Below are 22390 nucleotides of genomic sequence, written 5' to 3' on the forward strand. Positions count from 1 at the left end.
TTCTCGCGCTGACGCTCGGCCTCGCCGGTTGCGGCCAGCGGCCCGATTCGGGGCCCGTCGTGGTCAGCGCGATCGGCGGGCCGCCGCGCCTCGCCGATCCCGCCCGCGGTCGCCCCGATACGCCCGCCCGCCTGCTGCTCGACGCGACTGCCGAGGGGCTGGTCCGCTTCGACGCGAGCGGGCAGATCGAACCCGGGCTCGCCGAACGCTGGATCGTGATCGACGCGGGGATGAGCTACATCTTCCGCCTGCGCGATGCACAATGGCGCGACGGCAGCCGCGTCACCGCCGATCAGGTCGTCGATCATCTGCGCCGCCAGATCGCGCCGGGATCGCGCAACCCGCTCGCCCCCTTCCTGACCGCGGTCGACGAGATCGTCACGATGACCCCGCAGGTGATCGAGGTGCGGCTGCGCCGGCCGCGCCCCGACCTGCTCAAGCTGTTCGCGCAGCCCGAACTCGCGCTGTGGCGCAGCGACGCGATCGGCGGCGCCGGCCCGATGCGCGTCGTCCATGCCGGCGGCAGCCTGTTGCTGCGCCCCGCCTTCGATCCCGGCCGCGCCGATCCCGAGGACCGGCGCGAGACCCGCCCGGAAGAAGACGTCCGCCTGATCGGCGAACGCGCCGCCCGCGCGATCGTCCGCTTCGCCGCGCACGATTCGGATCATGTCGCAGGGGGCACGTTCGGCGACTGGCCGCTCGTCGCACTGGGTGCGGTCGCCCCCGCCAACATCCGTATCGATCCCGCCGCCGGCCTGTTCGGCTTCGCGATCGTCAACCGCGACGGTTTCCTGGCCGAGGCGCCCAATCGCGCGGCGATCAGCGGCGCGATCGATCGCGCCGCGGTGACCAATGCGGTGATGCAGGGGTGGGAACCGGCCGAGCGCATCCTGCCCGACACGCTCGATTCGGCGGCGCCGCCGGCTCTGCCCGGCTGGACGCTGCTGTCCCCCGACGAGCGGCGCGAAAGCGCGCGCGCGCGGGTCGCCGGCTGGGGCGATCCGGTGCGGTTGCGGATCGCGCTGCCCGCGGGGCCGGGCGCGACGTTGCTCTATGCGCAGGTCGCTGCCTCGCTACTCGCGATCGGGGTGACGCCGGAGCGGGTCGCCCTTCAGGATCCCGCCGATCTGCGGCTGGTCGATCAGGTCGCGCCCTATGACAGCGCGCGCTGGTATCTCGCCAACGCCTGCTCATTGTGTGGCGACGAGGCGCGGACGGCGTTGATCGCGGCGCGCGATGCGCCGACGCTGGCCGAGCGGGCGCGGCTGATCGCCGCCGCCGATGCCGCGCTGGCGGTCGACACCGCGTTCGTCCCGATCGCACGGCCGCTGCGCTGGTCGCTGGTCGCGCTGCGGTTGCGCCAGTGGCGGCCCAATCCGCGGGCGTGGCACCCGTTGAACCAACTGCGCGGCGATACCAATTAGGAACGCATGACCATGCGTCCCCAATCCGCCCAGACCCGATCGGATCGCCCCCGCCCGATGCAGGTTCGCCCGTTGCTCGATTCGCTGCCGATCGGCCGCGATGCGGCGTCGGTGCGCATCCGGCTGGAGGCGATGGAGCGGGTGATGGAGGGGCTGTTCACCATCCCCGGCACCAGCCGCAAGGTCGGCATGGACGTGGTGCTCGACCTCGTCCCCGTCATCGGCACGACGGTCGCCGCGCTGATCGGGTCGTGGCTGGTCTGGGAAGCGCGCAACCTCGGCATGTCGAAGGTGCAGATGGCGCGGATGTTCGGCAACGTCGGGATCGACTGGGCGCTGGGCCTGATCCCCTTCGTCGGCGCGGTGCCCGATTTCTTCTTCCGCTCGAACACGCGCAACCTGAAGATCATCCGCAAGCACCTCGACCGGCATCACCCGGCGACGGCGACGATCATCGGTTAAGGGAATCTCGCGCTCTACCGTTCGCCCCGAGCCTGTCGAAGGGCCTCTATCCGCGAGTACGGGTGTTGCGGAAAGAGTGCTTCGACAGGCTCAGCACGAACGGGGTTAGGTTTAGGCGCAGATCTTCAGCGCACGCCGCGCCAAATCTTGACCGTCGCGGTCGGCGACAGCCCGCCCTGATGCGCCGGGCAGCGCTGGTAGCGGAAGCTCTTGTCGAGACACAGCCAGATTTCGTCGAGCCAGCCCTGCCGGTTGGCGGTGACGCGCATCATGTCGGCGGTCATCCCCGGATTGGCCTGCGCCACCGCTTCGGCCAGTCTACCCGTGGTCAGGGCCCCGCGCGACAATGCGTCCATGTCGGGGTAGCGCAGCTTCGCATAGAGGCCGGTCGACTGCGCGAAATAGCGGTCGGGGCGATAGCCCGCCATGCAGGTGCCGTGCTTCGCCCATTCGTGCTGCAATAGCTGCGCCGAGGGCGTGGCGCACAGGTTGCGCGCGATCACCTGGCGCGACAGCAACGGCGTCGCCTGGCAATATTGCGGCCAGTCCTTGCCGATCCCGTCGGGCCACAGCCCGTGGAGCGTGAAGCCGAAACGATTGCCGCTGCCGCACTGGAATCGCGCAGCGGCGTCACGGGCATGCTCGTGGCAATATTGCGGGGCCCAGGTGATCGCGAGCGTATAGCCACCGATCGGCAGCAATCGCTGCGGCTGGCGATCGTTGGGCAGATCGGGCCGCGGCCGCTCGATCGTCGCCGGCACCGAACAGCGATAGCTTTGCGCCTGCGCGATGGCCGGCACGGCCAGTGCCGCAACCGCGGCGATCAGCCGGACGATCATGGCCGCGGCGCGTCCAGATCGTCGTCCTCGCCCAGCCCCTCGCCGAACCACAGCCTAGCGTCCGGCCGGAACAGCATCACCGCGGCGGCGATGTACAGGATGTTGGCGAACAGCCCCAGGATCAGCTGCGTGCCGGTCGGCGCGCGGCCCGTCGCTAGCAGGAACAGCGCGGACAGCAGCCCGAACGCGCCGAACGCGGCGAACACGACCTGCACCCATTTCGCCACCACGCTGGGCCGGCGGACGATGAAGAACCACAGCAGCACGGCGATGGCAAGGCCGATCACCTGCGTCAGCGGCAGGAACCAGCCGGCGTTGGCGAACAGCGGGTTGGCCGCCAGCGTCGCCTGCGTCGTCCCCCAGTTGAGCGCGGCATTGATGAGCCCGATGATGACGGACGCCCAATAGAGTTGCTCGAAACGCGCGATCGACGGCGGCTTGGCCATGATGGTCCCCCGGATTGATACCGTCCGCCAACCTAGCTGCCCCGCCGCGCCGCGCAAGCCGTCCGCCGTCACACCAAAGCGAAATCCAGCCCGATATCGGCGGCCGGCGCGGACTGGGTCAGCCGCCCGACCGAGACATAGGTGACGCCAGTGTCGGCGATTCCGCGGATCGTGTCGAGCCGGACGCCGCCCGACGCCTCGGTCGGCACGCGGCCGTCGACCAGCGCCACCGCCTCGCGCAGCAGCGGCGGCGCCATATTGTCGAGCAGCAGATGCGTCGCGCCTGCGTCGAGCGCGGGTACGATCTGGTCGATCCGGTCGACCTCGACGATGATCCGCGCGATCCCCGCATCCACCGCGCGCTGGACGGCCGCGGCGACGCCGCCCGCCACCGCGACGTGGTTGTCCTTTATCATCGCCGCATCCCACAGGCCCATGCGATGGTTCTGCGCGCCGCCGGTGCGGGTCGCATATTTTTCCAGCACGCGCAGGCCGGGGATCGTCTTGCGCGTGTCGAGCAGGATCGCGCCGGTGCCGGCGATCGCATCGACATAGGCGCGGGTCAGCGTCGCGATCCCCGACAGATGCTGGATGGTGTTGAGCGCCGACCGTTCGGCGGTCAGCATCGCACGCGCATTCCCCTCGATGCGCAGCAATTCGGTGCCGGCGGGCACCGCATCGCCATCGGCGACCAGCCCGGTCACCACCGCCTGCGGATCGAGCGCATGGAAGAAGGCCTCGGCGAGGCCAAGCCCGGCGACGACGATCGCCTCGCGCGTGTCCATCACGCCCGCGAAACGCGCCTCCGCAGGGATCACCGCCGCGGAGGTGATATCGCCGCCGTCGCCCATATCCTCGGCCAGCGTCGCGCGTATGAAGCCGGCGGTATCGAAGCGGTCCAGAACGAAGCTCATTTCGTGTATACGATCCTGCTGCACTGCGGAACCAAATATGCTATCGGTGGTTTCGCGTCGGTACGGGGTGGGAATGGCACATGGATGATACGACGGCCACGACGGAGCTGCACGCGCTCCTGCAGACCGCGCTGGAACTGGCTGATCGGCTGGGCCTGACGATGGTCGGCATCCATATCGACGAAGCCAAGAACCTGCTCGTCGAACAGGGCACCACCACCGCACATTGACCGGCCCCACCGACCGCGCGCGCTGGCCAGTCAGTCGCCGGTGACGGGCACCGCCATCGCCGGCGCGGGGCCGAGATCCCCCTGCCCCAGCGTCGCCGACGCCATGGTCAGCATCGCATCCAGGCTCTTCTTGGCGCGGACCCGCAGGCCTTCCTCGATTTCGATCCGCGGCTCGAGGTCGCGCAACGCGACGTAGAGCTTTTCCATCGTGTTGAGCGCCATGTACGGGCAGATGTTGCAGTTGCAATTGCCGTCCGCGCCCGGCGCGCCGATGAACACCTTGTTCGGCATCGCCTTTTCCATCTGGTGGATGATGTGCGGCTCGGTCGCGACGATCAGCGTGGCGCCCGGCATCGCATTGGCGAACTCCAGAATACCACGCGTCGACCCGACGTAATCGGCATGGTCGAGGATCACCGCCGGGCATTCGGGATGCGCCGCCACCGGCGCGCCGGGGTATTGCGCCTTCAGCTTCAGCAGCTCGGTCTCGCTGAACGCCTCGTGCACGATGCACACGCCCGGCCATAGCAGCAGCTCGCGCCCGGTCTTGCGCTGGAGATAGCCGCCGAGGTTGCGGTCGGGGCCGAAGATGATCTTCTGGTCGCGCGGCAGTTGCGCGAGGATCGTCTCGGCGGACGAGGAGGTGACGATGACGTCGCTGAGCGCCTTCACCTCGGTCGAACAGTTGATGTAGGTCAGCGCGATATGATCGGGGTGCGCGGCGCGGAACGCGGCGAACTGGTCGGGCGGGCAGCTGTCTTCCAATGAACAACCGGCGTCCATGTCGGGCAGCACGACGATCTTGTCGGGGCTGAGGATCTTCGCCGTTTCCGCCATGAAGCGCACGCCGCAGAAGGCGATGACGTCGGCGTCGGTCGCCTGCGCCTTGCGACTGAGGTCGAGGCTGTCGCCAACGAAATCGGCAAGGTCCTGCAACTCGGGCTTCTGGTAGTAATGCGCCAGGATCACGGCGTTGCGCTCCTTGCGGAGGCGCTCGATCTCGGCGCGCAGGTCGATGCCGGCGAGGTTGGTGGGCTGTTTCATGCGACGCAGATGGCCCGGTCGCGGCATTCGATCAAGAGAGAGGCGGAAACGGAGGATAGGATAACGGCGCGACCGCCTCGCCCGGGGTCCCGGCGACCGCCGCGCGGTACAGCGCCAGCCCCGGCGCGCTCGTCGCCGCGACGTCCATCGCGACCTGTGTAACGGTGAGCGCGGCGATCCCCCACCACCAGCCGGGATGCACCCGCCCGCGAGTCCGCAGGTCCGCGACGACGCCGGCGATCGGGAACAGCATCACCGCAGCGAACACGCCCCAGCCGACCCAGGGGATCATGAACGGCGCGGGCAGCAACCGCCCCCAGGCCGGCCCGGTCAGCCCCGCCATCGCGCATGCCATCAGCCGGTTGTGCCACGCGGTCTGCCGCCGCAACCGGATCGCGGCCGCGACCAGCCCCCCGAAGCAGAGCACCGACAGCGAGTTCATGAACAGGAAATAGGACGGTACGAAGAAGAACGGCGCGCCGCCGCGCCGCACCATCATCACCGTCATGTAGATGCCGAGCACCACCACCGCGACCGCCCAGCCCGCGCCCAGCCAGCCGATTCGCCGGTGCAGCGCCACCGATCCGCTCGCCACCAGCCAGTTCTGCATCAGGTAGAGCGCGGTCCAGCCGAAGAAAACCGCGGCGTGGATGTGCAGCCTTACCGGCACGGCGAAGCTCGACCGCCCCATCGCCAGCTGCATCGAAAACCCCGCGACGATGACGACAGTCATCGCGACGGCGAGCCAGAAGAAGAACCGGTGATCGCGCAGGCGTACCTGCGTGGAGGTCGCCGTCATCGTTGTCGCCATGTCGATATCCCCCCGGATGTGACGACGAGGAACCTATCGCAACCGGCGGCGGCGATCAACGCGCGTTGCCGAGCACCTCCTGCAGCGATCGGCTGGAGTCCCAGCGCTCGGTCGATGCTACGGGATCGTCGGCGAAGCGGACCTTGACCTGCGCGTCGATCCCGGCGGCGCGCAGCGGCATCGCGAAGCTGCTTTCCACCGCACGCCGCGTCGCGTCCTTGGCGAGCTTCATCGGTGTCGCGTCGCGCGCCTGGCGGACCAGTTCGGCCTGCCCGGCGCGGCGGTTGGCCGAATCGAGCTGCGTCTCCGCATCGGTCAGCCGCGACAGGATGCCGCCGCTGCCATATTCGCGGATCGCGGTCAGATCGACCTGCGGCCCGTCGAGCTCGATTCCCGGCAGGCGCACCGACAGCGTGTTGGTGTCCGCATCCCAAGCGACGTCGGCCTGGGTCAGCTTGCCGAGATCGACCTCGTAGCGGACGAGGCCGGGCATGATGAGGGTCTTTTCGGTCGACAGGCCGAGCTGCGACTGGCGCGAGGTGCTGACCGCGACGAAGCGCGCCGCGAAGGCGGACAGGCGGTTCTGTTCGCGCAGCCCTTCCAGACTGGCGTTGGCGACGGTGGTGGGGTCGGGCGACAGGCGGCGCTCGACGTAGCGCTGCACGCCCCACAGGCCGACCAGCACGGCAAGCCCGAGCAGGATGATGATCCCCGCCGCCTTGCCCAGGAACGATCCGGTGGTCGAGGCCACGCGCACCGGTGCGGGATCGTTCACGTCGCGCTCCGCCATGCCGGGCCCTCCTCGCTTGCCAGTCCCCGCCGACGCAGGTCGTAGAGGTGCGCCAGCACCGATCGCTCCGCCGCGCCGAGCAACCGCGGGTCGAGGCCGACGTACATCCGCGCGGTCATCGCCGCGAGCGGCTGCGCGCCCTCGCCGAGCAGCCGCAGGATCTGCCCCTCGCGCTGCTTGCGGTGGCCGAGCATGCCGCGCACCAGCCGCCGCGGCGTCTCGACCGCCTCGCCGTGGCCGGGATAATAGATGCGGTCGTCGCGGGCGAGCAGCTTGTCGAGGCTCGCCATGTAATCGCCCATGTCGCCGTCGGGCGGCGACACGACGCTGGTCGCCCAGCCCATGACGTGATCGCCGGAGAACAAGGCGCCGCTCTCGCACAGCGCATAAGCGAGATGGTTCGAGGTATGGCCGGGCGTCGCGACCGCCTCCAGCGTCCAGCCGTCGCCGGCGACCGTATCGCCTTCGGCCAGTACGCGATCGGGTGCGTAATCCGCGTCGAAGGCGGCGTCGGCACGCGGGCCGTCATCGCCGACATGGAACGCGACCGGGCCGACGATCGGCGCACCGGTTGCGGCGGCGAGCGGGCGGCTGGCCGGGCTGTGGTCGCGATGATGATGCGTGATGACGATCGCGGCGACCGGTCGCCCGGCGATCGTAGCGAGCAGCGCGGCGAGATGCACAGGGTCGTCCGGGCCCGGGTCGATCACCGCCAGATCGGTCGTGCCGACGACGTGCGTCTGCGTCCCGCTGTAGGTGTAGGGCGAGGGATTGGGCGCGAGCACGCGGGTGACGAGCGGCTCGAGCTGGATCGGGATACCGGTCGGATGCGCGGCCATTGGGTCCGATGTGGCGTGCTGCGGCCGCGAACGCAAGGGGCGACCTCCCGCAAAGGGAGGCCGCCACCCCATCGTCAGTCCTTGTCGGGCGACGCCATTTCGGCGCGCAATTCGGCCAGCGCCTCGTCCATTTCGGCCAATGCCTTGCTGCGATCGGCCGCCGGCATGTCGCGGTTCGCGGCGATGTCGGCGCGCGAGGCGGTGACACTGGCGAGCGCGGTGGCCATCGCATCGCGGCGGATCTTCACGGTGTCGATCGACGTGACGGAGCGGTTGGCGACCGCCTCGATGCGGTTGGTGCAGATCACCATGATGCGCTTGCCGTCCTTGTCCGGCTTGTCGCCGCCGACGACGATCTGGCGCGGTCCGCCGTCCTTGCCATCGGCGCAGCGCCGCTCGCGGACCTCGGGCGCCGCGGCGAGCGAGCGGTCGACGAGCAACTGGATGTCGCGATCGTCGAACTGGCCGTCGGCGGACGAGGTATAGGTGCTGATCTTGCCGTCCTTGTCGACGCGCTTGATGACGACGCGATGGACCTTGTCGCCATGGACGCCCGGTGCGGCGGGGGCTGCCGGCGCCGCGGGGGGCTGCGGCGTGCCGACGGGCGTCACCGGCACGGGCGGCACCGGCGGAACGGGCGGCGCGGCCTGCAGGTCGATGCCGACGGTCTTGCCGACCGTATCGCTCAGCGCGGCGGCGGCGCTGGTGCCCGAGGCGGTGAGGCCGAGGCCGGCGAGGACCAGCGTCGAGACGAGCGCACCACCCGCGGCGAGGCGGCGGCGCGAGTGCGGCGAGGTGGACAGCATGCGGATTCTCCCTTTCAGATCGTCGATGGTGTGCAAGTGGCAGGCGGCCGACACCGCGCCGCCGTGCGCCGCCTTGACGATGGCGCAGGCATAAGCGTGGCGGTCGATCACCGATCGGCCGGCGAGGACGCGGGCGTCGTTGGCCAGCTCCTGATCGGCGCGGAAGGCGCGGAACGCGCGCCAGGCGACGGGATTGAACCAATGGACCGCCAGCACGGCGAGCGCGATCCAGTTGGCGATCAGGTCGCCGCGCTGGTGGTGGCCGATCTCGTGCGCCAGCGCGAGTTCGCGCTCGTCGGCGTCGTAGCGATCGGCGAAGTCGAGCGGAAAGGCGACGTAGCGGCGCAGCACGCCGAAGGCGAGCGGCCCGGGCGCCGCATCGCTGGCGATGACGCGCACGCCGCGCAGGTCCTCGATCCGCGCCGCGGTGCCGAGCAGGCGGCGACAGAAGCGCGTGTGGCTGGTCAGATGCCAGATCAGGAAACCGAGCGCGCCCGCGGCCCACAATGCGCCGACGATCAGCCCGATCGACGGCGCCGCCGCGACCGGCGCGGCGGCGTCGGCGACGCCAGCGTCGGACACGAAGATGGTGATCGTCTCGCTCGCCCTGGAGATCGGCGTCACCGCCACCTGCCGCCACGCATCGGGCAGCGGTGGCAGCAACAGGCGCAGCAGCGGCAGCGCCCACAGCAGATAGCCGACCTGCGCCCCGAACGCGTTGCGCACCGGCCGGCGGACGAGCAGCACCAGCGCCATCAGCAGCGTCGAGGCGATCAGCGCCTCGACCAGCCACCCGGCGGTGGCGCCCGACAGCGCCGCGCTCACTGTTTGAGGTCCTTCAGCAGCGCCTCGATCTCGGCGATGTCCTGCGCGGTCAGTTCGTCGCGCTCGGCGAGGTGCGCGACCAGCGGCGTCAGCTTGCCGCCGAACAGCCGGTCGATCAGCCGCTTCGATTCGCCCGACACGTAATCGTCGCGCGCGACGAGCGGGCGATAGAGGTAGCGCCGGCCGTCCTCTTCGTGCGCGATCGCCGTCTTGGCGAGCAGCCGCCCGAGCAGCGTCTTGACCGTGTTGGCGCTCCAGCCGCGGGTCGGGTCGACCCGCTCCGCCACGTCCTGCGCGGTGAGCGGCGCCTCGTCCCACAGCACCTCCATCACCGCATGTTCGGCATCGCTGATCCGTTCGGCCACGCTCGTGCTCCCTCTTCAACTACGCATGTAATCGCTCCGATTACGCGTGTAGTCAAGAGGTGGTTTTCCCGCCCCCGTCACCCCGGACTTGTTCCGTGGAGCGGGCCATAGAGATTGGCAGCAGCGCCGGTTCCCCAAACGCCTAGCCGGCACTCTCGAAACGGCATTTTTCCGCCGTTATGCCCTCATTTCGGTGCCTATCTGTGTCGCAAGCGGTTCCCCAATCAGGCGCACTCGTGAGCGCCACCTTTCAGCAAGTTGGAGAACCGATTGGGGAACTCGTTGGAGAACCCACCGCTATCGCACCAGCGCATACCTAAGCTGGTCCGCTTGCCGAAACTGACTCATTAGGGGAAGCATCAACGCCACCAGCCGCTCGCTTTCCCAACCAGCCCCCAAATCAACCAAGAACTGGGCCAAGGCGAGCAGTCCTCCAAGACCTAAGCCCGCAGCGATAGCGGCTGACGATCCTGCTCGAACGGGATCGCCTCGCGTCTCCGCAATAAGCAATACAACAGCCGCACGAGCTTCTAAGCTAACATCCGGCAAGGTGGTATTATAGGTCCCGATCTTCTCTACGAGAGTCGATCGGAACCATCCGCAATAGCTTTCAGGAACTGCCTTGCGCCGTCGCCAATTGGCAATGATGTGAGGGCGAACACCCATTGTCCTAGCAAGACCCGCATCAGAGGGAGCCCCGAGCGCACGAGCAGCAGCGTCAAGATAGGCGGGTACGCCTTCGGGATCGAACGGCGGCTGAATAAGCGACATTGATGATTGCAAATTGCTGTTTTTCATGTCATCTGCGGTCATCATTCGTGGACCGTAAATGAGATGCTGAAAATGGCCAACCACCCTTTGCCTATCCGGCCTGTCTCACCCCAGGACCATTCCGCAATCACGGCATCTGAATGCGGCGACGCGATCGTTCAGATGAAACGGCTCGCCCGCTGCGAAACCGATGCCGAGCTGGCTGCTTTCCTTGGCAAAGGAAAGACGGCCGTTGCGCAATGGCGTCGGCGCCGATTGGTCCCGGAAGGCGCCATATTGCGGCTCCTCAACCTCGTTGAGGGGAAGAACTTCGCGTGACGAACGGTCGTTGGCTGACGATGCCCGAGATGGCGCTGGCGGCAGGCATATCTCGCCGGGCCGCGTTGAAGGCGGCGGTGTCCTCTACGCGCGGCGTCGCATGGCGCGGCGCGGCACTGCATGTCCGTGTTATCGACGGGCGTGGAGGCAATGCCGGCAGACGATATGAAGTCCTTCTAAGCAGCCTTCCAGAGGCCATTCAGAAGACGCTTAGCAACACAAACGTCAGCCTAGCGGCGGGCGTGCCGGCGTGCATCGACATCACCCCTCGCCCCATGCCGCGCGCATCGCAAGGCGATCGGATCGAACTGCTGCTCGCCGCGATCACGCCGGCGCTGAAACATCCGCGCGGATCGGCGGCACGAGCGGTGGCGATAAAAGCCGCCGTGCGTCCTGGGCTGGCACTGCGCACGTTGCAGCGCTTCGTTTCAGAATACGAGGCGGCGGACTACGACCTGACCCGCCTAGGACGAAAGCGCCCGTCAGACGCCGGTGAGCGTCGCGTGTGGGTCAGTCGTGAATTCGATCGCGCCTACCTCGATGGCGGTCACGATCCGCGCCAGTTGCCCCACTGGGGCGAGCGCCGCGATCAACTGCTGATGGGATGGTGGGCGTCGGCGGCGCAACGCGCTGGGTGGAAGCGCGTGCGACTGGAGGTCCAGACGGCGCTTCGCATTGAACTCGCCGATGCCGGCATCCAGTTGCCCAAGTCCGCTGTCGTGCTCTCGCAACGCGCCGTGATGGCCGTGCAGCACTATCGCGAGGTCGACGAATATGCCCACAACCGCAAGGCCTGGGACGACGGCAAGACGCGCATCCGTCGCGACAACAGCCAGTGGCGACCGATGCAGGAAGTCGTCCTGGACGTGAAGCATCTCGACGTACTCGTCACCCGCCCTGACGGTAGTCAGGTTCATCCCAAGATGATTGCCTTCATGGACAGCGGAACGAAGCGCATGTTCGTCTACTTCGTGTTTCCGACGAAGGATGAACGCGGCGTCCGTCAGGAACACGTCATCCAAGCATTCATCGCGATGGTAGCGGACCCCGAATGGGGCCTGCCCGAGCGCATCTACATGGACAACGGATCGGAGAACTTCAAACTCGAAACCGTCAAGCCCCTGCTCGACATGATTACTTCATCGGGCCTCAAGACGGTCGTGAAGGCCAAGCCCTATTCAGGCGCGTCCAAGCCTATCGAAAGCCGATTCTCCGAATTGGACCGCGCGGTCTTTTCCCAGATGCTCGGCTATGTCGGCGGCGACCGGATGAAGGCGCGCCGCCCCGACCTCGGCAAGAAGACGAAACCCTACCCGCACGGCCACGACGAATTCGAAGCCGAGGTGCGCTTTCGTATCGCCGACTTCGAGGATCAGGCGATCGCATCCGGCCCTTTCGCCGGCCGTGCGCCACGGGAAATCTTCGCCGCCAGTGGCCATCGCGCCACGACGATCGACCTCCTGTCCCTGGACGCGCACTTCGCGGAATTCATGGAGCGCACCGTCGATCGCGGCGCGATCTCGATCAACGGCGTCCGCTACCGCCACCCGGAATTACCGAACGGTCGCCGCGTGTCCATCGCAGTGTCCTATCGGCGCGATGCGGACCCGTTGGTCAAGATTCCCGGCGGCGACTGGGCCTACCTCCAAGCGGAGCAATTCTACGCCCCCGGCATGCACGACGGCGCCATCTCGGCTGCCCGATCGCAGTCCCAGGACCGCCGCCGCGTCCGCGACATGCGTCAGGCGCTGCCCGCGATCGATCCTGCCCGCAACATGCGCGCGAGGGCCGGCGAACGCGTCGTGGCACTCCCGACCGCCGCCGCGCCCGCCCCGATCATGGACGTGATTGCCTCGTCCCAGGCGGAAGAAATGGGAACGGCATGGAAGGCCGGGGCCCAAGCAAAACTCTCGGGTCCGACCGAAGTTGAGAAACGTGTCGCGCGCCAGAATGCGCTGACTGAAGAATTGGAGAGCTGGTATGCGCCCAAGCGCGCCTGACGAGGCACGTCCTTTCGTCGAAACGTCGATCGCGCGCCTGATGCGATCACGTCTTGGGCTGACGCATGAAGAATGCGGTATCAGCGTTATTTCCGGCCCTTGGGGTGTCGGAAAAACGTGGGCCATCGACGCTTTCGTCAAAGAGATCGAATTCGGCGTCGCTGTCGTGAAGGTTGAACCAGCCTCGACGAAGAAGGGCGCCACATGCATCATGGTGATGCAGATGGTTCTTGAGTCACTGTCCACACTACTCAACTACCGTGAGGTAAATCACCCCAACTCGCATTGGATATTGCGTCGTAGCATATACAATATGCTTAATCACTATCGTTCGGTGACATGGGACCGGGACGATACAGCCCAATTCACGTTCATCTTCGACGAAGCGCAATACCTCTCCCGCGAAGCGATCGAGATGCTGCGGTTCTGGAACGACAGTGACCGCACCACTACGCCATTCCCCGTTGGACTAATATTCGTCGGGAACAATGAATTTGCACTTCAGGAGGATGCGTCTGGTGAAAGCGTGCTCTCGGGCGCGGTGAGAAGCCGCCTCCTGTTTCAAGAATTCCTTCAATATGCGAATCTCGGGGACAGCGATCTGTCGCTGTTTCTCCAATCTCGAGGAATAACCGACCCCGGCGCAATCGCGGAATTCCTGCGATATTTCTCGTCACCTGGCCGTCCCCGCGATCTGAGATATGCGGAGAGACAAGCCTCCTTCTTTCGCCGTCGCGCTGGCGACGGACCTGTCACCGGAGAGATGGTCCGCAACATCCTCAACGTCTGATCCGATGCGCCCGCCATCGTGGCGGTCGCATTCCTACGCGCTGGTAAATTCACCATGTTTGTTAGGGGTATTAATCATGGCATTCATTGATAAAGTTATCGATCATCGCCTTGGCCATAATTCTTCGATCGATATTGGCTTGGTCGCAGCGGACCTCGATTTGGGACTGCTGCACATCGGCAAGATGCTGGAAACCATTCACGACTTGGTCGTTCATCCTTCAAATGGAACAGTGAATGAAGACGGCGTGGCAGCTGCAACGTTGTCGCTTCTCGCTTACGTCGGCAAGCTGGGCGGGATCGTGGATGCCTTGGATGCGGCCGATAAGCACCGCTACGCCAGCAGCCACGGACAGGCATGATGACTGTTTCACTGCCGCGCTACAGCGCACGCCTCGCCCGCTTCCTTGCCGATCGTCCTTTACAGATGGCACGTTGGGTGCCGCCGCGCACGGTACGCGTCCCGCCCGTCGCTGCGCCGTTGGTCGATGCAACCGCCATCGTGGCGGATGCATCGCTTATCCTGGACGTGGCTGCGTGAAGCCGCCTCGCCGGGTCGCCGGGCAGGATGCCATGGACGAGATCGTCGGCGTGACCGGCGAGACTGCGGCCCGTGCCCTCGCCCGCCAATTCGGCGGCACCAGCCTCTACGTTCCCCGCGCGATCGGCGACCATCACCCCATCTGCTCTGCGATCGGCCGCGCTGCTGCCGATCAGCTCGCCGCCTGGGCAGGCGGCGGCACGCTCGCGATCCCCAAGCAACCCGAGCGACGGGCGCGCGTCCTCGACCTGAAATCGCGCTCATTGACAATCGTGCAGATCGCACGCGAAACAGCCTATTCGGAACGCCATGTCTATCGCCTGCTGCGCGAAGAGGACGATTACCGACAGCCCGACCTTTTTGCCGATGATCCGCGCACCTGACACGGGTCAGGGTCCGCCAACCTCGGTGCCGGCCTCATAGCTCCATCAACGCCATCTGGTTTGAATTCGGCTCCTCCAATTCGGGTCAGGCCTGTTGGCGCCAGCGCGCTTCCGTGGATCGGGTGAACAGCCATCGGAAGCGCGCGCTTTCCCCCGATGGAGCATGACATGTCCGTATCCGAAGCCACCGCCACCATCCGCAACCTTGTTGGCGGCATCCGCGCGCAGATTGCGGAAGTCGATAACCAGATCACCACGCTGGAGATCGAACGCAATCGGCTGCGTCAACTGGCCCCGCATACCGACGACATCATCGCGGTTTACAAGCGCGGCCTCGACGCCAGCACCGCTGCCTACCGGCATCAGCTTCGATCCCACCTAGCCGCCAAGTTCGGTGTCGCCACCGCTTTCGCGGAGGACAGGATGGTCGATCCCCGCGCGCAGATCGACGTGCTCACGATCCCGTCGAAGCAGCTCGACACCAGCGCGATGACGTCATGGGACGCGGCTGCCCGCGCGCGCAACCAGCCGATCGAGATCAACACGGCGGCGCTGAGCTATTTCCTGCACGATCGGATCGAGCAGGAAATCCCGGCGCTAGTGGACGAACTTCACCCGGAGGCCCGGCACGGCACGCACAGGGCTGACCGGGACGCAGCGCTGCGAAAGGTCGAGCAGGAGATCGCAGCGCTCAGGACCAAGCGCACGGAACTGAACGCCGCGCTGGGCGACACCCGCCGCGCCGTCGCCGGCGAGCTTTGATCCCGTGACATCGCCGCCGCTGGTGTGGCCGAACGGACAGCCCATGCGCCCGGACCTGCTGTCGCGTGAGATAGCAGGTCCAGATAGCATCGGCGTCCGCAACATCGTGTCAGGTCATCCCGCGCAAGGCCTGACTCCGCAGAGGCTTGCCAGCATCCTGCGCAGCGCAGAACAGGGCAACGCGGTCTCTTACCTCGAACTGGCGGAAGAGATGGAGGAAAAGGACCTCCATTATCTATCGGTGCTGGGCACCCGAAAGCGCCAGGTATCGCAGTTGCCGGTCGAAGTGATCGCAGCTGGCGAGGATGCCGAGGCGAAGGCGGACGCGCAGCTGGTCCGCGACTGGCTCGATCGCGACATGCTGCAACCGGAACTGTTCAACATCCTCGACGCCGTGGGCAAGGGCTTCAGCGCCACCGAGATCGTCTGGGAATTCACGGCAGACGCGTGGCTCCCGGCTCGCCTCAAATGGCGCGATCCCCGCTTCTTCGAATTCGATCGCGTCGATGGCCAGACGTTGATGCTACGTGATTTCGCGACGCCTGAACCGTTGCCGGCCGCCAAATTCATCGTTCACGTGCACCCCGCCAAGTCGGGCTTGCCCATTCGTGGCGGCTTGGCCCGCGCTGTGGCCTGGTCGTACATGTTCAAGAACTACGCGATCAAGGATTGGGTCGCCTTTCTTGAAACATACGGCATGCCGCTGCGGATCGGGAGGTATGACAATGGGGAGAGCGAGGCGAATATCGCCAAGCTCATGGCCGCGCTTGCCGACCTCGGATCGGATGCCGCCGCCGTCTTCCCCAAGACGATGCAGGTGGACTTCGTTGACGGCAAGGCAGGAACCGCACCCGCCGACTTGTGGCTCGCCAAGGCGAATTTCTGCGACAGCCAGGTATCGAAGGCCGTGCTGGGTCAGACCGGGACCACGGACACCAAGCCGGGCGGCATCGGCGATGGTGGCAACAAGGTGCATGACGGCGTCCGCAAGGACATCGAAACCGCCGACGCGGTTCTGATTGCCGCGACACTGAACGATCAGCTGGTCAAGCCGATCGTCATGCTCAACCGCGGCGTCCGCCGCCGCTATCCGCGCATCCGCATCGGCAGGCCCAATCCGATCGACGTGAAGGCGCTGACGGACGCCGTGACGGCGCTGGTGCCACTAGGTGCCGAGATCGACGCTGATGCGATCATTGACCGCGCCGGCTTGCCAAAGCCGAAGCCCGGTGGTCGCATCCTTCGTCCTGCCCCTGTGGGCGCCCCTGAGGCCCTTACAGGTAAAATCTCCCCTCGGCTCGCACCGACTGCCCTCTTAGCGCCTTCTCTGCCTTCTGAATCGGGCATGGGGCGCCGGAGCGAACGCGCGGCGACCGCCGACGCGGCCGATCGCGTCGATCGCGACGCCGTCGATGTCGCGGCGGACGATGCGCTGGACGATTGGGAGCGGCTGATGGCGCCGGTGCTCGATCCGGTTCGGGAGGTGTTCGATCGTGCAACCAGCCTGGAGGGCTTGCGCGATCAAATCGCCAGCGCGCTCGACGGGATGAGCGTCGATCAGATCGTCGAGCGGCTGTCACAGGCGGCGTTCGCCGCGCGCACCGCCGGTGACATCGCTGGGCGCGGTGTCGCGTGAGCTTCGCCACGACCTTCACCTTCGCCCGGCCGAATGCCGCCCCGTACCGCGCGGCGGACGGGCGGATGGCGATCGCTGCGATCGACGCGCCGCGGCTGGATCACCGGCCGGATGGATCGCCGATCGGCCTGCTGGTCGAGGCGGGCAGCGAGATGGGCCAGCATGACGCGATCCGCCTGCGCGACGGCATGATCTCGCTCGATGGCGGCGAGAAGGCGACCGTGCTGCATGAGGTGGCCGGCGCCGATGGCGCGATCGTCCGCCGTGCGCACTACACGCGGGCGGCGCAGGCCACCGTCAACGCTTGTCTCGCGCAACTCGGCCGGCACCGGCTGATCGCGGTCGTGCCGGGTTTCTTGCCGATCCGCTCGTCGACCGTCGCCTATCGCGGCCGACGCTGGACCCCGCCGGCGATCGTCACGCTGGCGGACGGTACTCCGATCAGCCTTCGCGTCGGTCTCCAGCTGCTCGCCAGTTGATGGCCGACGATCTCGATATCCCGGTCGCACCGCCGAAAGAGGCGCTCGACTATTTTCGGCGCAAGGGGTTCACCCCGTCGTTCTCCTGGCAAGATGTCTGGCAGGAGGAGCATGCGCGTGCCTTCACCGTTGCCAAGGCCATGACCCGCGACATCCTTGAAACCATCCGCGACGCCGTCGATCAGGCGATCGCCGACGGGACCACGCTAGACACCTTTCGCCGCGAGTTGACGCCGAAGCTCCAGGAACTGGGCTGGTGGGGTCGCAAGACGATGATCGACCCGCTCACGGCGGAAGCGAAGACGGTTCAACTGGGCAGCCCCAAGCGTCTCGAAACCATCTTCAACATCAACCTTCGAACCGCCTATCAGACGGGCCGATGGGAGCGCCTGGAACGTCAGAAGACAGCATTCCCGTTCCTGCGATACATTCACTCCGACGCGTCCCGGAACGCCCGGCCGGAGCATGTCGCTTGGGACGGAACAATCAAGCCGGTCGATGATCCATGGTGGGATACGCATTACGGCCCATGCGGGTGGGGCTGCAAATGCACGGCCGTCGCCTACAATCAACGCCAGCTCGACAAGAACGGTTGGCACATCACGGAAGAGCCGACGAGCTTCCCCAAGGTATCGTATCTGAACAAGCGCACGGGCGAGGTCAGTCAGATCGAGCGCGGCATCGATCCGGGATGGAGCTACAATGTCGGCAAGGCCCCGCTCGCCGGCATCACGCCCGCACGGCTGCTCGGCGATGATGGCGCAAGCGTCGCGTCCGCTGCCAGCGGCGGCTCCTCTGGCGCTCTGACCCCATTTTTCGCGAAGTTCGACATCTCGGCCGCCGATGCGCGAAGGGGCAAGGTCTTCATCGACAAGGATGGCTGGCCTTTGCCGGTATCGCTTGCTCTGTTCGAACAGGACGGCCGGCTGGTGCTGCCCAATCCCGCCGACCTTCGCCTCCTGGCAGCCGCCGCGACGGCGATCGTTTCACCCGCGCGAATCAGTTGGCAATGGACCACCGTCCGCAACGGCGCATCCGCCCTCGTCCGCCGCTACACCGGGGCGGGCATCACGGTAGAATTCGGCCGTTCAGGCTGGCGCTTTTTCGCGGATCGGCCGGCGACCGCCGCCGGTCTACCAATGGGCGTCAGTGCCATGCCGATAGATCGACGCGGCAAGCGTTTGGTGCAGCTCTTCCCTCCATACGGCGCCTGGACCGCTCGCAATGGGACCGGCACATTCACGATCCGCGATCGCGCGCAGGCCGACGCCATAGTTCGATCGACCTTCGCAGCTCTCGGCACGCGCGGGCTGACGATCGACTACGATCACCAGTCGGTTCGGGCGCCCAAGCGACCGTTCGTCCCCGCTGGCAATATCCTGACGATGGAAGTCCGCGACGACGGCATTTGGGCCGTGGTCAACTGGACATCCGATGCGACCATAGCCATCAATGCGCGCGAATATCGCTATCTCATCCCGCGTTTTCTGCATGATCCCTCTGGCGCGGTCACTCGCATCGTAGGCGCCGGCCTCGACAATAGCCCCACCCTCGACCTTCCGCCGATCGCGGCGGAGAGCCTGTCATGACACGCGTCAGGTGCCCGTGCGCGCGCGCGGCGGGCAATCAGCACGCATCTTTTCGAAAAGAGCGGCGGCATGGATGTTGGGGACGATGATGAGTGGGATGGCGAGTTCGGCTTGCTCGAAACGACAGAACGCCTCTTCGGGGCTGAATGCCGCGATCGGGTATGGGCGCGCTTCGGGGGGCTTTCGATTTATATCCCAGCCGCCGACACGCTTGGACCGGATCATCCGCTTTGCGACGCAATCGGCCTCGAACAGGCTCGCGCGGTGGCAGGGGAACTCCATGGGGTTTACATCAAATCGATCCCCCTGGGACCGAACAAGGGCTGGCGCCACAAAAATGAAATAGCCGCCTCCGACGCCCTTAACGGAGTTCTAGTCATAGAAACCGCTCGAAAGCTCGGCTGCACCGAACGGCGTGTCTATCAAATCCGATCTGAGTTGCGAAAGGCGGGAATTCTTCCTCCGCTAGACGATGACAATCCAGGCTATGATCGAACAGTTCTGTTGGAGCATGCTCTAGATGGGCTAAGCACCAAGGAAAGTGCTTCGATCCTCGGTGTGACATCGACCGAGGTATACAAGGCTCGCAACAAATTGCGATCCAAGGGACTGTTGCCGCCGCCGGAAGCCAAGCGGCAAAAACCTTTGGAGTGGAAATAAGCCCGATCAGAAGGACTGAACATGAGCGGTAATCGTACTCACATTCTCAAGTATCCCGTTACGATTGGTGACGAAACCGTGCGGGAGGTCACCCTGCGGCGTCCTACGGGTGCCGACCTTCTCATCCTCGACGAGTATCGTGATCGCCCGATGGCGTTGACGATCGAGATGATTGGGCGCCTGAGCACCAACCACCTGCTCCTGCCCGCAACGGTGAAAATGCTGGACGCGGAGGACATCGCCCCCCTGGGGGAGATTGCAATGAATGGGATCGGCAATGGCCCCTGAATTGGCAGGAATGCCTCAGTGAGCTGGCCCAGCAGTTCGGATGGCCTCCATCGGAATTACTGGGCCTGACATGGCCTGAGGCTCGAATGTGGCTCGATCAGCTCGATCGGATTCGAAAGCGTGATGCTGGTGAAGAATAGTCGATGAAACTTTCACTCGTTCTTCAGGCTGTCGATCGGTGGAGCGGGCCGACCAAGCAAGCCGCTCAGAGCACCGGCGAACTCGCGCGGGGTGTGGGGCGTCTCGACCATGCCGCGACGCCCGCCGCACAGGCCCTTGCTCGCGTTCACGGTAGCGCCGTCCGCCTGCCCAGCGCCTTCAATCGCACGACGATCGGTGCGGAAAGGGCCAGCGCCGCTATTGGATCGTTGGCGCGTAATGCGCTACGCTTCACTGCGATCGGCGCAGGCGCTCTTGGCGCTGGCGCGGTAGCGGGCATCTTCGCGTTCGGTCGCGGCTTGATCGAGAACGCGGCGAAATTCGAACAGTATCAGATCCAGTTCGAAACGCTGCTGGGATCGGCTCAGAAGGCGAAAGACGCCATGAAATTCGTCCAGAAGTTCGCCAAGGACACGCCCTACGAACTCGATCAGGTGACCGCGGCATTCATCGCCGCGAAGAATAACGGCATCGACCCCTTCCACGGTGCCATGACCAGCATCGGCGATGCCGCCAGCAGTATGAACAAGGACTTGCTCGATACCGTCCTTGCGGTGGGCGACGGGATGAACGGCCAGTGGGAGCGCCTGCTCGATCTGGGCATTAAAGGATCGACCAAGGGTGCAACGGCTTCACTGACTTATTTCGACAAGGCCGGAAAGTCGATCACGCGCACCGTTAAAAAGGATGCGTCCGCCATTCGGGATGCCTTGCTCGAGATCATGGACGATCGGGCCGGCGGTAGCATGGCCAAACAATCGAAGACGCTCGTCGGCATGTGGCGCAACCTCATGGATACGATCACCGGCTTCGAACTCAACGTCGCCGGTCGAGGCATCTTCGACCGACTGAAAAACAGTATCAGCGGCATACTCGACTGGACCAACAAGGTTGCCGACGACGGCCGGCTTGACCGATGGGCACAAGCCGCGTCGGATGCGCTGGTGAAGTTGTGGGACACGGCGGAAGGATTTATACGCAGCACCGATTGGGCCGCAGTGGCGCGGGGTATCGCCGCGATCGCCGACGGCTTCATCAACGTCGTCGGGTGGATTGGAAAAGCCGCTTCCGCCTGGTCCAATTGGCAGAACGATGTCACCCGACGCCAACTGAACATGATCGTTCAGAACAACGGCATTTGGGGGACAGGTATCGGAGCGTCTAGCGCGTCGGAGAAGGCCTCCGCTCGCCGCGACCTCGACCGCCTCGACCGCGCGCAATATGGGCATTCACAGGTGCAGAGACGGGGCAGTCAGGTTATCTGGCCAGTCGAGCAACGTAAGGCGCGGCCTATTCCGGTACCCTGGGGAAGACCGGGAGGACGCGACGGATCGTCTCAGCGACCGAGCGACCCCAAGCCGCAGAAGCTCACCTTGGATATCCAGTTGAAGGGTGACGGCGCGCGAAACGCTCGTGTGCAAGGTATGACGGCGCCGTCCGGGACAACGCTCAACGTAAATCGGGGTCGTGCCATGGGTGGTGCGGCCTGATGTTGGCAACCGCTCTAAACGACAGTATATCGCTTGGTGAGCCACGAGCCGTTGCGGACGTCCGGTCTAGGCTTTCGAGCACAAGACATCGTGGTGATACTCGCCACCAGAGCAATCCGAATGCCCATGCTGCCTGATAGCGCCTTGGACATTGGCTTTGATCTGACTACCCCGATCCGTGTCGTACTGAGCGGCGCGCACGGCGAACGCCGCGAAGACAGCATCAGCAGCATCGTTCTGCGGCAGCCGACGCCAGACCAGATGATGATACTCGATCGGTATCGGGGACAACCGGTCAAGTTGCTGGTGCAGGCGGTAGCGGCGCTATCCGGCCTGACGATCGCCCAAGTAAAGCGGCTCGATCTGTGCGATTTTGAAAGGGCGTCTCAGGCAGCTCTTAGGAGCCTCTCAAGGGCCAGCGATCGAATGGGGCTTCCGTCAGGCTGGTTCCTCGACCCAGCGCTATCACCAGCGCCTTAGTCCGTCCCACATTGTCCCACTTGGTCGCACCTAATCCCGCCTCACCAGCGCCAGTGCCAGTCTCTATGACTCACTCTATCCGGGGTCCACCGACCCGCACGCGCATCGCTACGAGCTCATGCTGTTCGCCTCGCCGCAGAGTGGACCCCGGAACAAGTCCGGGGTGACGGAGGAAATGGGCCATCGTCCGGCGCGTAGATTTGCACGCGAAAGAAACGACGGCGAAATCGTCGGATTACCTTACATATCT

27 protein-coding genes are annotated in these 22390 nt (G+C 65.5%); 17 read left to right on the forward strand and 10 right to left on the reverse strand.

All coding sequences use genetic code 11. From position 1 onward, the window contains the following. Positions 1-59 precede the first annotated feature (59 nt). Positions 60-1424, forward strand: coding sequence for an ABC transporter substrate-binding protein (locus M9979_RS13860; protein ID WP_254289951.1), 1365 nt, complete (start codon positions 60-62; stop codon positions 1422-1424). Between the two features lie 57 nt (positions 1425-1481). After that, positions 1482-1886, forward strand: coding sequence for a DUF4112 domain-containing protein (locus M9979_RS13865; RefSeq protein ID WP_254290019.1), 405 nt, complete (start codon positions 1482-1484; stop codon positions 1884-1886). A 125-nt stretch (positions 1887-2011) separates the two neighbouring features. On the opposite strand, the gene M9979_RS13870 is transcribed toward M9979_RS13865, so the two are convergent. The 3 genes from M9979_RS13870 to nadC all read right to left on the reverse strand — a co-directional run bounded on the left by M9979_RS13870 (position 2012) and on the right by nadC (position 4085). Next, the gene (locus M9979_RS13870) at positions 2012-2725 is read right to left on the reverse strand and encodes a ribonuclease T2 family protein (protein WP_254289952.1); all 714 of its coding nucleotides are present in this window, start codon (positions 2723-2725) and stop codon (positions 2012-2014) included. Then, a complete protein-coding gene (locus tag M9979_RS13875; RefSeq protein WP_254289953.1) occupies positions 2722-3171 on the reverse strand; it encodes a hypothetical protein in 450 nt (149 codons plus the stop codon). The genes M9979_RS13870 and M9979_RS13875 overlap by 4 nt, the downstream gene beginning before the upstream one ends. A 68-nt stretch (positions 3172-3239) precedes the next feature. After that, positions 3240-4085 (reverse strand): carboxylating nicotinate-nucleotide diphosphorylase, encoded by an 846-nt coding sequence (gene nadC, locus M9979_RS13880; protein WP_254289954.1) that lies wholly within the window; start codon positions 4083-4085, stop codon positions 3240-3242. An 80-nt stretch (positions 4086-4165) separates the two neighbouring features. On the opposite strand from nadC, the gene M9979_RS13885 reads away from it, so the two are divergent. Further along, positions 4166-4315 (forward strand): hypothetical protein, encoded by a 150-nt coding sequence (locus tag M9979_RS13885; protein ID WP_254289955.1) that lies wholly within the window; start codon positions 4166-4168, stop codon positions 4313-4315. A gap of 30 nt (positions 4316-4345) precedes the next feature. Here the strand turns inward: M9979_RS13885 and nadA are convergent, their stop codons facing one another. From nadA to M9979_RS13920, 7 genes are all read right to left on the reverse strand, one after another. Beyond that, positions 4346-5359, reverse strand: a complete 1014-nt coding sequence (gene nadA, locus M9979_RS13890; RefSeq protein WP_254289956.1) for a quinolinate synthase NadA — start codon at positions 5357-5359, stop codon at positions 4346-4348. A gap of 31 nt (positions 5360-5390) precedes the next feature. Continuing rightward, positions 5391-6158, reverse strand: coding sequence for a hypothetical protein (locus tag M9979_RS13895; protein ID WP_254289957.1), 768 nt, complete (start codon positions 6156-6158; stop codon positions 5391-5393). Between the two features lie 67 nt (positions 6159-6225). Further along, entirely contained in the window at positions 6226-6960 is a 735-nt protein-coding gene (locus M9979_RS13900; RefSeq protein ID WP_254289958.1) for a DUF4230 domain-containing protein, read from the reverse strand. Next, entirely contained in the window at positions 6942-7799 is an 858-nt protein-coding gene (locus M9979_RS13905; protein ID WP_254289959.1) for an MBL fold metallo-hydrolase, read from the reverse strand. Before M9979_RS13905 ends, M9979_RS13900 begins: the two co-directional genes overlap by 19 nt. Before the next feature lie 74 nt (positions 7800-7873). Continuing rightward, positions 7874-9430: a M56 family metallopeptidase gene (locus tag M9979_RS13910; protein ID WP_254289960.1), complete on the reverse strand. Its 1557-nt coding sequence runs from the start codon at positions 9428-9430 to the stop codon at positions 7874-7876. Beyond that, on the reverse strand, positions 9427-9795 hold the full coding sequence (locus M9979_RS13915) for a BlaI/MecI/CopY family transcriptional regulator (protein WP_254289961.1): 369 nt from the start codon (positions 9793-9795) through the stop codon (positions 9427-9429). Before M9979_RS13915 ends, M9979_RS13910 begins: the two co-directional genes overlap by 4 nt. A gap of 297 nt (positions 9796-10092) precedes the next feature. Next, positions 10093-10611, reverse strand: a complete 519-nt coding sequence (locus M9979_RS13920) for a hypothetical protein (RefSeq protein WP_254289962.1) — start codon at positions 10609-10611, stop codon at positions 10093-10095. A gap of 18 nt (positions 10612-10629) precedes the next feature. Here M9979_RS13920 and M9979_RS13925 point away from each other — a divergent pair, with 18 nt between their 5' ends. The 14 genes from M9979_RS13925 to M9979_RS13990 all read left to right on the forward strand — a co-directional run bounded on the left by M9979_RS13925 (position 10630) and on the right by M9979_RS13990 (position 22140). Then, complete coding sequence (locus M9979_RS13925) at positions 10630-10884, forward strand: hypothetical protein (protein ID WP_254289963.1); 255 nt, start codon at positions 10630-10632, stop codon at positions 10882-10884. Then, complete coding sequence (locus tag M9979_RS13930) at positions 10881-12884, forward strand: Mu transposase C-terminal domain-containing protein (RefSeq protein ID WP_254289964.1); 2004 nt, start codon at positions 10881-10883, stop codon at positions 12882-12884. The genes M9979_RS13925 and M9979_RS13930 overlap by 4 nt, the downstream gene beginning before the upstream one ends. Further along, the gene (locus M9979_RS13935; RefSeq protein WP_254289965.1) at positions 12865-13674 is read left to right on the forward strand and encodes an AAA family ATPase; all 810 of its coding nucleotides are present in this window, start codon (positions 12865-12867) and stop codon (positions 13672-13674) included. The genes M9979_RS13930 and M9979_RS13935 overlap by 20 nt, the downstream gene beginning before the upstream one ends. Before the next feature lie 76 nt (positions 13675-13750). Continuing rightward, complete coding sequence (locus M9979_RS13940; RefSeq protein WP_254289966.1) at positions 13751-14035, forward strand: hypothetical protein; 285 nt, start codon at positions 13751-13753, stop codon at positions 14033-14035. Next, the gene (locus M9979_RS13945) at positions 14032-14214 is read left to right on the forward strand and encodes a hypothetical protein (RefSeq protein ID WP_254289967.1); all 183 of its coding nucleotides are present in this window, start codon (positions 14032-14034) and stop codon (positions 14212-14214) included. The genes M9979_RS13940 and M9979_RS13945 overlap by 4 nt, the downstream gene beginning before the upstream one ends. Further along, positions 14211-14597: a hypothetical protein gene (locus tag M9979_RS13950; protein ID WP_254289968.1), complete on the forward strand. Its 387-nt coding sequence runs from the start codon at positions 14211-14213 to the stop codon at positions 14595-14597. The genes M9979_RS13945 and M9979_RS13950 overlap by 4 nt, the downstream gene beginning before the upstream one ends. Before the next feature lie 168 nt (positions 14598-14765). Further along, the gene (locus tag M9979_RS13955; RefSeq protein WP_254289969.1) at positions 14766-15359 is read left to right on the forward strand and encodes a hypothetical protein; all 594 of its coding nucleotides are present in this window, start codon (positions 14766-14768) and stop codon (positions 15357-15359) included. 43 nt (positions 15360-15402) lie between these two features. After that, positions 15403-16995, forward strand: a complete 1593-nt coding sequence (locus tag M9979_RS13960) for a DUF935 domain-containing protein (RefSeq protein ID WP_254289970.1) — start codon at positions 15403-15405, stop codon at positions 16993-16995. After that, positions 16992-17474 carry a hypothetical protein gene (locus M9979_RS13965; protein WP_254289971.1) on the forward strand — a complete coding sequence of 161 codons (483 nt, stop codon included), beginning with the start codon at positions 16992-16994 and terminating at the stop codon, positions 17472-17474. The genes M9979_RS13960 and M9979_RS13965 overlap by 4 nt, the downstream gene beginning before the upstream one ends. Then, positions 17474-19063, forward strand: a complete 1590-nt coding sequence (locus M9979_RS13970; protein ID WP_254289972.1) for a phage protease — start codon at positions 17474-17476, stop codon at positions 19061-19063. The genes M9979_RS13965 and M9979_RS13970 overlap by 1 nt, the downstream gene beginning before the upstream one ends. A gap of 69 nt (positions 19064-19132) precedes the next feature. Then, positions 19133-19723: a hypothetical protein gene (locus M9979_RS13975; protein ID WP_254289973.1), complete on the forward strand. Its 591-nt coding sequence runs from the start codon at positions 19133-19135 to the stop codon at positions 19721-19723. Positions 19724-19744: 21 nt separating this feature from the next. After that, complete coding sequence (locus M9979_RS13980) at positions 19745-20011, forward strand: phage tail assembly protein (RefSeq protein ID WP_254289974.1); 267 nt, start codon at positions 19745-19747, stop codon at positions 20009-20011. Positions 20012-20154: 143 nt separating this feature from the next. Beyond that, complete coding sequence (locus M9979_RS13985) at positions 20155-21660, forward strand: tape measure protein (protein WP_254289975.1); 1506 nt, start codon at positions 20155-20157, stop codon at positions 21658-21660. A 36-nt stretch (positions 21661-21696) separates the two neighbouring features. After that, entirely contained in the window at positions 21697-22140 is a 444-nt protein-coding gene (locus tag M9979_RS13990; protein ID WP_254289976.1) for a phage tail assembly protein, read from the forward strand. Positions 22141-22390 lie beyond the last annotated feature (250 nt).

It is taken from the genome of Sphingomonas liriopis (assembly GCF_024211255.1).
In the GTDB taxonomy this organism is placed as follows: domain Bacteria; phylum Pseudomonadota; class Alphaproteobacteria; order Sphingomonadales; family Sphingomonadaceae; genus Sphingomonas; species Sphingomonas liriopis.

Coding starts and splice junctions, on each gene's coding strand:
- M9979_RS13865 (WP_254290019.1), top strand. CDS start 1,482: ATGCAGGTTCGCCCGTTGCTCGATTCGCTGCCGATCGGCCGCGATGCG.
- M9979_RS13870 (WP_254289952.1), bottom strand. CDS start 2,725: ATGATCGTCCGGCTGATCGCCGCGGTTGCGGCACTGGCCGTGCCGGCC.
- M9979_RS13875 (WP_254289953.1), bottom strand. CDS start 3,171: ATGGCCAAGCCGCCGTCGATCGCGCGTTTCGAGCAACTCTATTGGGCG.
- nadC (WP_254289954.1), bottom strand. CDS start 4,085: ATGAGCTTCGTTCTGGACCGCTTCGATACCGCCGGCTTCATACGCGCG.
- M9979_RS13885 (WP_254289955.1), top strand. CDS start 4,166: ATGGATGATACGACGGCCACGACGGAGCTGCACGCGCTCCTGCAGACC.
- nadA (WP_254289956.1), bottom strand. CDS start 5,359: ATGAAACAGCCCACCAACCTCGCCGGCATCGACCTGCGCGCCGAGATC.
- M9979_RS13895 (WP_254289957.1), bottom strand. CDS start 6,158: ATGACGGCGACCTCCACGCAGGTACGCCTGCGCGATCACCGGTTCTTC.
- M9979_RS13900 (WP_254289958.1), bottom strand. CDS start 6,960: ATGGCGGAGCGCGACGTGAACGATCCCGCACCGGTGCGCGTGGCCTCG.
- M9979_RS13905 (WP_254289959.1), bottom strand. CDS start 7,799: ATGGCCGCGCATCCGACCGGTATCCCGATCCAGCTCGAGCCGCTCGTC.
- M9979_RS13920 (WP_254289962.1), bottom strand. CDS start 10,611: ATGATGACCGCAGATGACATGAAAAACAGCAATTTGCAATCATCAATG.
- M9979_RS13925 (WP_254289963.1), top strand. CDS start 10,630: ATGCTGAAAATGGCCAACCACCCTTTGCCTATCCGGCCTGTCTCACCC.
- M9979_RS13935 (WP_254289965.1), top strand. CDS start 12,865: ATGCGCCCAAGCGCGCCTGACGAGGCACGTCCTTTCGTCGAAACGTCG.
- M9979_RS13940 (WP_254289966.1), top strand. CDS start 13,751: ATGGCATTCATTGATAAAGTTATCGATCATCGCCTTGGCCATAATTCT.
- M9979_RS13945 (WP_254289967.1), top strand. CDS start 14,032: ATGATGACTGTTTCACTGCCGCGCTACAGCGCACGCCTCGCCCGCTTC.
- M9979_RS13955 (WP_254289969.1), top strand. CDS start 14,766: ATGTCCGTATCCGAAGCCACCGCCACCATCCGCAACCTTGTTGGCGGC.
- M9979_RS13960 (WP_254289970.1), top strand. CDS start 15,403: ATGCGCCCGGACCTGCTGTCGCGTGAGATAGCAGGTCCAGATAGCATC.
- M9979_RS13970 (WP_254289972.1), top strand. CDS start 17,474: ATGGCCGACGATCTCGATATCCCGGTCGCACCGCCGAAAGAGGCGCTC.
- M9979_RS13975 (WP_254289973.1), top strand. CDS start 19,133: ATGGATGTTGGGGACGATGATGAGTGGGATGGCGAGTTCGGCTTGCTC.
- M9979_RS13980 (WP_254289974.1), top strand. CDS start 19,745: ATGAGCGGTAATCGTACTCACATTCTCAAGTATCCCGTTACGATTGGT.
- M9979_RS13985 (WP_254289975.1), top strand. CDS start 20,155: ATGAAACTTTCACTCGTTCTTCAGGCTGTCGATCGGTGGAGCGGGCCG.